The following is an 11065-nucleotide window of genomic DNA, read 5'->3' as shown; positions in this document are numbered from 1 at the left end:
TTAGGCTAATCGGCTACCTTAACCTGATTGTAGCTTCGTTTTGCCCCTGCAAGCTATATAATATTCAAAGAAGTTGCGATAGTAGCAACTTTACATTACAAAAATTGACTACAAGTACCAGCTGGTTTTCATTATCTGGATAGGTACCCATAAAGAATATGATCGAATCAACGTGACTCAAATCAAATACAATGGATAACCTGCAAAGCGAAAAACACTATAAAATGGCGCTGAGCCGGGTGTGGGAGTTAATGGAAAATCCTACGAAAACACCCGCCGAAGAACAGGAGATGGATATGCTAGCCACCCTGGTAGAAGCCTACGAAGCCCTTCACGTCCCGATGCAGCCCAGCGATCCCATTGCTTTTTTAAAATATAAAATGGAGCAGGATAACCTCAAACAACTCGACCTCATTCCTTTCATAGGCGACAAGACCAAAGTATCTAAAGTGCTGAATTACAAGCAAGAACTTACCGTAGCAAAGGGCTCCGCATACCCGTTAGCTTTTTGATTCCTGCCTGAAAATAGCCAAAAGGGAGCTTGCGGATCATAGAAACAAGGCACTGATCATCGAGCACAACCTCGACATGGTGAAAGCCACCGACAACGTGGTGGACGTGGGCCCCGAAGGAGGTACCCTGGGCGGCCAGATCGTGGCCGAAAGTACCCCCGAGAAAGTAGCCAAAACCGCGGGTAGCTACACAGGGAAATTTTTGAAGGAAGAGCTGAAGGGGTAGGGGAAATTTAGTCCTCCTACCCGCCTTCCAGGTGCCGGAGCAAATCTTCTCCCCATTTTTGCCAGACCCCCATAGCCATATCACAGATTTGGCGGGCTAGGGGTACTTCGGCAGTATACGGCTCGGCATTCATATAAGCTTGACCTGCGTAGTCCAGCGACTTTTCTTTATTCGGTAAAGTGTTCTGATAAAATAGTCCCAAACTAATAAGTGTTCTAGCAAGGTCTAATTGAAAAGCCAAGGGATTCTCCTGCGCCAGGCTTCTACGGATATCCAGCGCCTCGCTGTACTCCTCTTCGGCCTGCTTGAGCTGCTGCGTGTCAGAATGCAAAATCGCCAGGTTGTTCAGCGTCGTGGCCACAGCGGGCAGGTAAGCCTGGGGATTCTCCTGCGCCAGGCTTCGGTAGATATCCAGCGCCTCGCTGTACTCCTCCTCGGCCTGCTTGAGCTGCTGTGTGTCAGAATGCAAAATCGCCAGGTTGTTCAGCGTCGTGGCCACAGCGGGCAGGTAAGCCTGGGGATTCTCCTGCGCCAGGCTTCTACGGATATCCAGCGCCTCGCTGTACTCCTCCTCGGCCTGCTTGAGCTGCTGTGTGTCAGAATGCAAAACCGCCAGGTTGTTCAGCGTCGTGGCCACAGCGGGCAGGTAAGCCTGGGGATTCTCCTGCGCCAGGCTTCGGTAGATATCCAGCGCCTCGCTGTACTCCTCCTCGGCCTGCTTGAGCTGCTGTGTGTCAGAATGCAAAATCGCCAGGTTGTTCAGCGTCGTGGCCACAGCGGGCAGGTAAGCCTGGGGATTCTCCTGCGCCAGGCTTCGGTAGATATCCAGCGCCTCGCTGTACTCCTCCTCGGCCTGCTTGAGCTGCTGCGTGTTTTTATGCAAAACCGCCAGGTTGTTCAATACGATAGCCTTTTGAGCGTCATCCGCGGCGTACTTCAGCATCAATTCATAGTAATGAATGGCCTGCCTATGCTGATTATGCTCCGCCAAAAAATAGGCCGCCGAAAAACAACTATCATAGTTTTCCCAGATCGCTACGGCTTCGGTATAGTAGTAGCAGGCCTCGGTAAACCAGTTCAGGTTGTCTTTATCCAAAGCAATCAATTGGGCTTTGGTCAGGTACTCTTGGGCCAGGGTCTGTTTTTTCTGGGTCAGAAAAGCTTCTGCCTTTTCCAGCAAGGCTTTATCCCTTTCCAGCTCATCGGGGTTCAAGGCCCGGTTGGCCCCTTCCAGGTCGCCTTGCTCAAATAGCCTTCTGGCTTCGTGCAGTCGGGGGCTAGCGGGGGCACTGTCGCTGTATAAACGCAACGCCAGGGTACGTACGTTTTCTTCAAATACGGTGAGCTCCCTTTCTAGTTTATTGCGCTGTTGGCTCAATGTCAGGAGTTTCGTGGTCAGGTCCTGCAAGGTACCCGTGAGTAATTCCCGCACTTCTTCATCCTCCACGGTCGCTAATTTTTGTTCGTGCTTTTCTTTTTTCTGGCTTACTTCCGCAAATTCTTCGTTCAGTTGGCTGAGTTGAGCACTTAGCTGGCGGTGCGTTTCATAAATATCAAAATTAAGGGTCGAAATCCGGGCTACTACTTCATTGGCTACCTCCGTGGGCAGGATAGTCAACCGGCCTTCCATGCGCTCTATCCCCGCTTGAGTAGCTTTTACTCCCTCCAATACCTCGGCCATCTGCTCTTTCAGCATGGCCAGCAGTTTGGCGTTGAATATCTCGCTTACGCCTTCTACGTGTTTAATTTCTTCGGAGAAATTGCGGCACATCAATTCAAAAAAAGTCTGATGGTGGTCCCCCTGCATCCAACCCAGGCATAGCAAAGCTTCCAGCGCCTCGGGTACCTCCAGTCCACGGACGGTGCGCAGCTCATCCAGCACAAAGCGGTGTACCTCATCTTGCAACAGCAATTGCCGTTCGCTTAGCTCATGCGTGTAGTCCCACAATACGAGTTGATCAAATACCTTATCGGCGGGGTTGTCGGGTAGCGTTTGCTGGGTATCTACCCTCTCTATCTCAGCAGATAATTTGTTGCGGATAATTTCGATAAGCCGGATCTGGTAGTCCGTATCGCTCAGGGGGAAGCGGCACAGGGTAGGTAGTGTGCGTTGGAGTTTGTGATACAGGCCTTGTAGGCGGGTACGCTGGGTGGCCAGGTGCTCGCCACCATTGTCCAGGGTTTGAATGAAGACAATGCTCTCGTCACAGGTTTGTACCAGTGAGCTCAGGTACGAGCGCCGGATGGCCCGTTGCAGGGTGGCATTCACCGGTACGTCCAGGTCCGCCACGTTTTTCTGATACCAGCTTTTTCCGGTTTGCCAGAGCTTGTTCCCCGCCATTCCGCGCACGGCATCGATGCGGTTGCCCAGTATGCCCCCAGCCAGCACTCCGGTCATGTCGGTCACGTTGGTTTGCTGTACGTAAGTGAGGAGGTTTTGGGCCAGTAGGCCCAGTTCGTTAAGTTGCATAGTGCTGTGGGTGAGGTATTTTTCAAAAATAAGAAATACCAACCGATTATAGGAGTACTGCGCGCCAGCGGATATAAAAAAGGTACAACCTCGACATGGTGAAAGCCGCCGACCACGTGGTGGATGTGGGCCCCGAAGGAGGTACCCTGGGCGGCCAGATTGTGGCCGAAGGTACCCCCGAAAAAGTGGCCAAAACGGCAGGCAGCTACACGGGCAAGTTTTTGAAGGAAGAGCTGAAGGGGTAGGTACCTGGCTACGCTTACCGCCAGATCCAGAAGCCTTAGTCCGTGGTAAATCTTCTGGATCTGGTCTGTTTTGTGCCAGGATCAGATAAAAAACGACCGCTTATTTGCCAAATTCACATAAAATCTTTTTTTTGCAACGTTATTCTGTTCCGCCGCCATAAAGCGGAGGCAAAGGCTGTCCACCCATACCGTTCTATACTTGCTTTTCTACTCCTCCTTACTTGCTTCCGGTCATACAATTTCCGGAAGGTACTTTGAGCGGTCGCGGCGTCTGGTTTCTGATAAACATACGTACCGATCCTGCTATACCGTTGGAGCGGCCCGAGTCTTACCACTCCGGCAGCTGGCTCTGCATTTCACCCGTATTTCACGTATTCTATTTCTATCTGTTTAACCTAAATTTTTAAACTTCTCAACTACATGACCAAACATTTTACGATTCATCTCTTACTCCTTTTCCTTTGCTTTTCGACGGCGCAGCTACGGGCTCAGTCCGTCACGGTGCGGGGAAAAGTAACCGCTCAGGAAAACGGATCGGCCCTGCCGGGCGTGAGCGTGGTTGTTCAGGGAACCAACACCGGCACCACAACCGATGCCGAAGGAAACTACTCCCTGTCGGTTTCGGCGGGCAACACGGTACTTTCGTTTTCATTCATAGGGTACCTGGCTCAACGGGTTACGGTCAATAACCAAACCGTCATCAACGTAGCGCTGGAAACCGACGTGAGCCAGCTCGAAGAAGTCGTGGTGACAGCCTTTGGGATTACGCAGGAAAAACGGGCGCTGGTATCGGCCACGCAGGAAGTCAAAAGCCGGGACCTGGCCCTCTCGCGCGAGCCTAACCTACTGGACGCCCTCAACGCCAAGGTAGCGGGCGTGCAGATCACCCGGCAGGGCGGGTCGGCCGGGGCGGCTTCCAGCATCGTGATTCGGGGGATGTCGTCCATCAGCGGTGAAAACCAGCCGCTGTTTGTGGTCGATGGGATTCCCATCAACAACAGCTTCCGGACCACCAGCCGCTCTTCCAGCGTGGATGTACCCAACCGCGCCATCGACATCAACCCCAACGACATCGAGTCGGTGAACGTACTGAAAGGCCCGGCGGCTACGGCGCTGTACGGCATCCAGGCGGCCAGTGGGGTGGTGATTATTACTACCAAAAAAGGCTCGCGTTCCGAGGTACAAAACGTGTCGGTCAATTTTTCGTCCAATACCTCCGCCGACCGCATCATGCGCAACTTCCCGGCCCAAATGCGTTACGCCCAGGGTGACCGCGGCGTATATGCCACCGGTACTTTTGGACACTTCGGGCCTCCGCTCACTACCCTTCGCTACGACGGCTCCTCCAACAATCCGGCCGACGCCCGGGGTTTTCTGGTGGACATGAACCACCCTAGCGCCGTCGCCGATGCCCGGCTGACGCCCGTCAACAACCAGGATGTTTTTTACCAAACGGGGCTTACCTTCGACAACAACTTCAACGTCTCGACTGGCAATAAAAACAGCTCGGTGTACTTCTCCGTGGGTGATTACCGCCAGAGCGGGATCATCCCCTCCAACCAGTACAACCGAAGTACCTTCAAGCTCACGGGCGAATCGTCGCTGAGCAGTAAGCTGCGCGTGGCGGGCTCGGCTACCTACGTGTACAGCAACAGCACGCGCTTTGGGCGCGGCGATAACTTCGCCGACGTGGTGCAAGGTACCATCCGCACGCCACCCAGCTTCGATAACTCCCTGGGGTACGTACTTCCCAACGGGACGCAGCGGGCCTTCCGGACCAACTCTCCCGACAACCCTTACTGGACCATCAACAACAACCCCTACAAGGACGAGGTAAACCGCATCCTGGGGTACTTGCAGGCCAACTACGACCCTACCTCCTGGCTGAACGTGATGTACCGGATCGGGACCGACGCCTCCACCGACAAGCGCCGCCAGCAGTGGGCCGTGGGTAGTTTTGGGGGTGACGCCCTGCCCGGCGGACGCGTACAGGAAGATACCTACACCGACCGGATCATCAACTCCGACTTCATCGTGACGGCCACCAAGCAACTTAGCGATTTTAACGTATCGCTGATGGTGGGGCAAAACTACTACAGCCAGGCGGGCTCGCGGCAGTACTTCGACGGCCGGAGCCTGGCCATTCCGGGGCTTTATAACATCGCCAACGCCCAGAGCAACCTGGTCCAGATCCAGAATCAGTTTGCCAAGAAAACGGCCGCGCTCTTTTCGCGGGCCTCGATCGACTACAAAAACTACCTCTTCCTAGAGCTGAACGGCCGGAACGAGTGGACCTCTACCCTGCTGCCGCCCAACAACTCCTTCTTCTACGGCTCGGTGGGGACAGGCTTTATTTTCACCGAAGCCTTGGGCATCAACCAGGGTCTCTTCAGCTTTGGCAAGATTCGGGCCTCCTACTCGGAAGCGGGCCGGGATGCTCCCGTTTTCTCGGATCAGACTTTCTACAACCGCGGCTCCATCGCGGGAGTCTGGGGTGGTTCGCTGGTATTCCCGCTGCCTTCGGGCGTGGGGGGCGTCGAGCTTTCCAACCTGGCCGGCAATCCTAACCTGAGGCCGGAGCGGAACAAAACCATCGAAGTAGGTACCGAGCTGCGCTTCTTCAACAACCGCCTGAGCGTGGATGCAACCTACTACCGCGCCCGCAACGTAGACCAGATCATTTCGGTATCCGTGCCCGGCAGTACCGGCTACACCAACCAGCGCATCAACGCCGGTACCATCCAGAACCAGGGCTGGGAGGTCATCCTGAATGCCACGCCGGTGCAGATCAACGATTTCAAGTGGGACCTAATCGCCAACTTTACGCGCAATCGTAACGTAGTGCTCGAACTACCGGTTGACCGCATTCCACTGGACGGCTTCGGAAACCTGCGCCCGCTGGTGAAGGAAGGGGAGCCCTATAGCGTATTCTACGGCACGGGCTTCCAGCGCGATGCCAACGGCAACGTGATCATCTCTAACCAAGGCTTCCCGGTGCGGAACCCCATCACGGCCGACAATCCCTCGGGCGACGTGAAGCTGGGTGATCCTACGCCTAACTTCCTGCTGGGGCTGCGCAACAACTTCTCCTATAGAAACCTATCGCTGACCTTCCTCTGGGACATCCGCCAGGGCGGCGACGTAGCCAACGTGACCAGCAACTGGATGCGTGCCCAGGGTGTAGCCGACTTCACCTACGACCGCGGCCACCGGGTCATTTTTAAAGGCGTAAAAGCCGACGGCACGGTGAATACCACACCCGTGGTGATTGACGATGAGACCTACTATAATAACAATACCGGCAACCGGGACATCGCCGAGCGGTTCATTGAGGACGGTTCCTGGGTACGGCTGCGCGACGTAACGCTTACCTACGCGCTACCGGCAACGGTGGTGAGCAAACTGAAGCTACGCTCGCTCAACATCAGCGCCTACGGCCGGAACTTGCTCCTATTTACGGGCTACTCGGGCGTAGATCCGGAAACGAACTTGGCCGGGCCCAACACTTCCTTCGGCGTGGATGCCTTCGGTACCCCCACGACCCGCAGCGTGGGTATCAATCTGAGCTTAGGTCTTTAATTTTTACACTTTTTGTATTTGACGATCCTTATGAATACTATAAAAAACAAGTACCTGGCGGCCTGGCTGGGAGCATGCCTTTTTCTGCTGTCGGGCTGTGATCTCCAGCAGGCCAACGTCAACCCCAACGCCGCTACCGACGTACAGGTGAACGTGATTCTGCCCGTAGCGCAAGCCAACATGGTCTGGGCCATCTCCGATTTCAGTGCCCAAACGGCCAGCTCGCTGATCCAGCAAATGACCGGTACCCTCAACGTGCAGTACAACGTAAGTACCTACGCCTACTTGCCTACCAACTTTCAAAGTACCTGGAACAACCATTTTTACGCCGGGGCGCTGATGGACCTCAAAACCATCATGGAAAAAGCCACCGAAAACGGCTCAACGCACTACCGGGGCATTGCCAAGATCCAGACCGCCATGCTGCTAGGGTACCTGGTAGACCTCTGGGGCGACGTACCCTACTCTACCGCCCTGGACCTGGCCAACGTGGCCCGGCCTACCTACGACCGCGGCGAGGCCCTGTACCAGGAGGTATTTCGCCTGCTCGACAGCGGCATCGAAGACCTGAACGCCACCAGCTCCTTCTCGCCGTCTAACAACGACCTGGTGTTTCCGGCTACCAACGAGACCAACTGGCGCAACAACTCCCGCCCCCGCTGGATCAAGTCGGCTAATGCACTGAAAGCCCGCTACCATAACCACCTGAGCAAGATCGACCCTAACGGTTCGGCCCAGCAGGCACTGGCGGCCATCAACGCGGGTACTTTCGTGTCGAACGCCGAAGAAATGAAGGTGTCGTTTGGGACCACGCCCGACGCCGGAGGGCCGTGGTTTGGTTTCCTGCAAAATACCTTCGGGCAAAACAACATTTCGGTAAGTACCTTCTTCATCGACCTCCTGCGCGACCGCGTAGCACCGGGTGTCAACGACCCGCGCCTGCCCTTTTACGTACGCCCCAACGCCGCCGGTAACTTCGTAGGTACCCCCGCCGGGAGCCCCATGGCCAGCGGCGCTTCGCAGGTTGGTCCCTACATTTTTTCGGCCGATGCTCCTACCAACATCGTTACGTACGCCGAGGTGAAGTTCATTGAAGCTGAGGCCCACCTCCGGCTCAACCAGTTTGCCCAAGCCGCCACCGCCTACAACGCGGCCGTGAAGGCCTCGCTCTTACGGGTAACGGGCTCCGCCCAACCCGCCTACGAGGCCCGGTACGCCAGCGAAACGGCCGAAACAATTCAGCAAAACGGTCTTCAAAAACTCTTTACCGAAAAGTACATTGCGCTGTTCCTGCAAACCGAAGCCTGGGCCGACTGGCGTCGGAGTATCCCCGCCGGAGCGGCCGGTACCGTGAGTGGTATTCCCAATCTCAACCCGCCCACCACCAACGTCACCAACGGCGTTTTCCCGCGTCGGTTCCTGTATCCGCCGTCGGAGCTCGACAACAACAGCGCCAATATCCCCGAGACTTCCCTGACGGCCCGGGTGTTCTGGGACCGCTAGGCGTGGCTTTACAGGTACTTTTTTAGATTTTATTCAACTGAATATAAAAGCATTGAACTCTATGAAAAAACAACTTTCGCTCCTTCTGATGGCGCTGCTGGTGAGCCTGAGCGCCTGCTTCAATGAATATGACGAGGGCTATGAAATCCTGGGGCCCGTGGCCACCATTCCGGTACTTACCTTCTCCCAGGCCCAGCCTACCGCTGGGAGCCAGATCACGGTGAATTTCAGGTACTACTCCGAAAACATCGAAGTGAAAGAGCTCCGGCTCGTCCAAACGCTGAGCAACGCCACAACGACCGTAAGTACCAAGCCAGTCAGTGGTTTTAACCGGGACAATTCCTACGAAGATAGCTTTACCTACACGGTACCGAGCGTCAGTGCGGGCACGGTGATCAACCTGGGGGTGGAGGTAGTTACGACCAACGACCTGACTAACGCCCGGCGCGCCAACATCACGGTACGGTAGGGATAGGTACCTATCCCTGTAAACAAAAAGTACCCTCTCGGCCATCGAGAGGGTACTTTTTGTTTCTAAGGTACTTTAATGTCAAGCGTTCCTCCGGGCCACCCTATGCCCTTACCCCTATGCCCTCTGCTACTAAGCTTTACATCCAGCGGCTCAGGTATTCATTGAAGGTCTCCTTGTATTGGTCGCTCACGGGGATGGTGGAGTGGTCGATCTGAATGCTGTTGCGGGTTACGGCGGCGATTTTATCCAGGTTCACGATAAAGGAGCGGTGGACGCGCATGAAGTGAGTGGTGGGTAGTTTTTCTTCCAGGGCTTTCAAGCTGGTGAGCGAAAGCACCGGCTTCTGATCGCTTTTAAGGTGCACTTTTACGTAGTCCTTTAACCCTTCGATGTACAAAATATCCGCAAAGGCCACGCGCACCAGCTGGTACTCTACTTTCAGGAATAGATACTCTTCCTTAGGGTCGGCCGCGGCGGGTGCCGCCCGATGTACCAGCTCGAAGTACGCCTTCCCTTTGGTAGCGGCCCGCAGAAATTCTTCGTAGTTGAAAGGCTTAAGCAGGTAGTCTAGCGCATCGACCCGAAACCCCTCCAGCGCGAAGTGATTGAAAGCCGTGGTAAATATAATCCGGGGGCTTTTTTCGGCGGCGTTGTCCAGCACCCGGGCCAGCTCGATGCCCGTTAGGTCGGGCATTTGAATATCCAGAAAAATCAAGTCGACTTGCTCCTGATGAAGCGCCTGAAGGGCCTCCACGGCACTGGCGTAGCGGCCCACCAGGCGCAGGAAGGGCGTTTTTTCAATAAAGGCGCAGACCAAGCCCAGCGCCAGGGGCTCATCATCCACCGCAATGCAGTTCAGGATCATGTTACGTTCAATTTAAGATTGACCACGTACTCACTGCCCTTCTCTCCGGCTTCGAGGGTATACCGACTAGGATAGAGCAGATCCAACCGGCGGCGGGTGTTCACCAGCCCGATCCCGTTGCTTTCGTCCAAGGTAACTTTTTTATCGTTAAAGAGCGTATTACGTACTTCCAGCTGCAGCAGATTGCCCTGCTGACGCACCACGATCACAATGTGGCTCGCCTGCACGGCACTTACGCCGTGCTTGAAGGCATTCTCGATGAAAGGCAACAGCAGCATGGGGGCAATGGGTACGTCACTGAGCGGAGTAGGGGCCTCAAACTGTACCACTACTTTTTCGGTCAGCCGGAGCTTCATAAGCTTGATATAGTCCTGCACGAAGTCGATCTCGTGGCTCAGCATCACTTTTTCCTGCTGGGTTTCGTAAAGGACGTAGCGCATCATACGCGACAGGTTGTGCAACGACTCCCGGGCCGCCTCCACGTCTACCACCGTGAGGGCGTAGATGTTGTTGAGGGTATTGAAGAAAAAATGTGGGTTGATCTGCGCCTTCAGGAATGACAATTCGGAGTTGATCTTTTCGCGCTCGAGGGTTTGGCGCAGCAGCATATCCTTCTGCCAGTTTTGCACGGCCGTGAGGCTGGTACTAATGCCCAGTACCATCAGGGCCGTCATGAGCGAAAAGTAGTCGAGCCAGTCTTCGCGCTTCATGACGCCCCCCGCTTCCCGGGCGGCCCGATAAGCCCGCTCCATGTACTCGCGCATGTTGATGAACACCTCCAGGCGCTGCACCAGAAACGACACCAGCAGCACCGACAGCAGGTTGAGTACCACAAACCAGGCGATGCGGTTACGGAGCAACAACCGAGGTACGCCGAATAACGCATTGATGTAAAAAATAGCCACCAGCAGGCTAAACAAAAAGGCCTGCTTGATCCAGAACTGGGTTGGCAGTATTACATTCCAGGTCAGAGGTTGCCACAATAGTAAGAAAATCCCCAACAAGCTCCAGATGAGTACGTGAGTAAGGATGGTGACGTAACGACGTGGTGAGAGGGAGATCATGATAAGTTTACTTTCTTCTACTAGGCTAGTATACGCAAAAATCTTCACAATCATACATAGTACTTTTGGCAATACCTCTAGAGAGTCGACCGTTGCCCCGAAAACGCCGATCGAACGGGGGTTTCAGTC

9 protein-coding genes and 1 pseudogene are annotated in these 11065 nt (G+C 54.8%); 7 read left to right on the top strand and 3 right to left on the bottom strand.

Going from position 1 to position 11065, the window contains the following annotated elements:
- The first annotated feature begins 94 nt into the window (after positions 1 to 94).
- From HNQ92_RS29190 to HNQ92_RS16110, 3 genes and pseudogenes are all read left to right on the top strand, one after another.
- Positions 95 to 199 carry a type II toxin-antitoxin system HigB family toxin gene (locus tag HNQ92_RS29190; RefSeq protein WP_184175147.1) on the top strand — a complete coding sequence of 35 codons (105 nt, stop codon included), beginning with the start codon at positions 95 to 97 and terminating at the stop codon, positions 197 to 199.
- Positions 192 to 512, top strand: coding sequence for a helix-turn-helix domain-containing protein (locus tag HNQ92_RS16115; protein ID WP_184175076.1), 321 nt, complete (start codon positions 192 to 194; stop codon positions 510 to 512). Before HNQ92_RS29190 ends, HNQ92_RS16115 begins: the two co-directional genes overlap by 8 nt.
- A 25-nt stretch (positions 513 to 537) precedes the next feature.
- A pseudogene (locus HNQ92_RS16110) lies at positions 538 to 738 on the top strand (hypothetical protein); the annotation flags it as partial.
- 16 nt (positions 739 to 754) lie between these two features.
- Here the strand turns inward: HNQ92_RS16110 and HNQ92_RS16105 are convergent.
- Positions 755 to 3208, bottom strand: a complete 2454-nt coding sequence (locus HNQ92_RS16105; protein WP_184175074.1) for a tetratricopeptide repeat protein — start codon at positions 3206 to 3208, stop codon at positions 755 to 757.
- A 95-nt stretch (positions 3209 to 3303) separates the two neighbouring features.
- Here HNQ92_RS16105 and HNQ92_RS16100 point away from each other — a divergent pair, with 95 nt between their 5' ends.
- The 4 genes from HNQ92_RS16100 to HNQ92_RS16085 all read left to right on the top strand — a co-directional run bounded on the left by HNQ92_RS16100 (position 3304) and on the right by HNQ92_RS16085 (position 9004).
- Positions 3304 to 3453: a hypothetical protein gene (locus tag HNQ92_RS16100; protein ID WP_184175073.1), complete on the top strand. Its 150-nt coding sequence runs from the start codon at positions 3304 to 3306 to the stop codon at positions 3451 to 3453.
- Between the two features lie 420 nt (positions 3454 to 3873).
- A complete protein-coding gene (locus tag HNQ92_RS16095) occupies positions 3874 to 7032 on the top strand; it encodes a SusC/RagA family TonB-linked outer membrane protein (RefSeq protein ID WP_184175072.1) in 3159 nt (1052 codons plus the stop codon).
- Between the two features lie 30 nt (positions 7033 to 7062).
- Complete coding sequence (locus HNQ92_RS16090) at positions 7063 to 8535, top strand: SusD/RagB family nutrient-binding outer membrane lipoprotein (RefSeq protein WP_184175071.1); 1473 nt, start codon at positions 7063 to 7065, stop codon at positions 8533 to 8535.
- Positions 8536 to 8596: 61 nt separating this feature from the next.
- Positions 8597 to 9004: a hypothetical protein gene (locus HNQ92_RS16085; protein ID WP_184175070.1), complete on the top strand. Its 408-nt coding sequence runs from the start codon at positions 8597 to 8599 to the stop codon at positions 9002 to 9004.
- 139 nt (positions 9005 to 9143) lie between these two features.
- Here the strand turns inward: HNQ92_RS16085 and HNQ92_RS16080 are convergent, their stop codons facing one another.
- Both HNQ92_RS16080 and HNQ92_RS16075 read right to left on the bottom strand, forming a co-directional pair.
- Entirely contained in the window at positions 9144 to 9872 is a 729-nt protein-coding gene (locus HNQ92_RS16080; protein WP_184175069.1) for a LytR/AlgR family response regulator transcription factor, read from the bottom strand.
- Entirely contained in the window at positions 9869 to 10936 is a 1068-nt protein-coding gene (locus HNQ92_RS16075; RefSeq protein ID WP_184175068.1) for a sensor histidine kinase, read from the bottom strand. The genes HNQ92_RS16080 and HNQ92_RS16075 overlap by 4 nt, the downstream gene beginning before the upstream one ends.
- Between the last annotated feature and the right edge of the window lie 129 nt (positions 10937 to 11065).

Origin of the sequence: Rhabdobacter roseus, assembly GCF_014202275.1 — a bacterium.
Taxonomy (GTDB): Bacteria; Bacteroidota; Bacteroidia; order Cytophagales; family Spirosomataceae; genus Rhabdobacter; species Rhabdobacter roseus.
Note: the sequence above shows the minus strand (reverse complement) of the source record. Positions and strands in the feature narration are given on the sequence as shown.

Coding starts and splice junctions, on each gene's coding strand:
- HNQ92_RS16115 (WP_184175076.1), top strand. CDS start 192: ATGGATAACCTGCAAAGCGAAAAACACTATAAAATGGCGCTGAGCCGG.
- HNQ92_RS16105 (WP_184175074.1), bottom strand. CDS start 3,208: ATGCAACTTAACGAACTGGGCCTACTGGCCCAAAACCTCCTCACTTAC.
- HNQ92_RS16100 (WP_184175073.1), top strand. CDS start 3,304: ATGGTGAAAGCCGCCGACCACGTGGTGGATGTGGGCCCCGAAGGAGGT.
- HNQ92_RS16095 (WP_184175072.1), top strand. CDS start 3,874: ATGACCAAACATTTTACGATTCATCTCTTACTCCTTTTCCTTTGCTTT.
- HNQ92_RS16090 (WP_184175071.1), top strand. CDS start 7,063: ATGAATACTATAAAAAACAAGTACCTGGCGGCCTGGCTGGGAGCATGC.
- HNQ92_RS16085 (WP_184175070.1), top strand. CDS start 8,597: ATGAAAAAACAACTTTCGCTCCTTCTGATGGCGCTGCTGGTGAGCCTG.
- HNQ92_RS16080 (WP_184175069.1), bottom strand. CDS start 9,872: ATGATCCTGAACTGCATTGCGGTGGATGATGAGCCCCTGGCGCTGGGC.
- HNQ92_RS16075 (WP_184175068.1), bottom strand. CDS start 10,936: ATGATCTCCCTCTCACCACGTCGTTACGTCACCATCCTTACTCACGTA.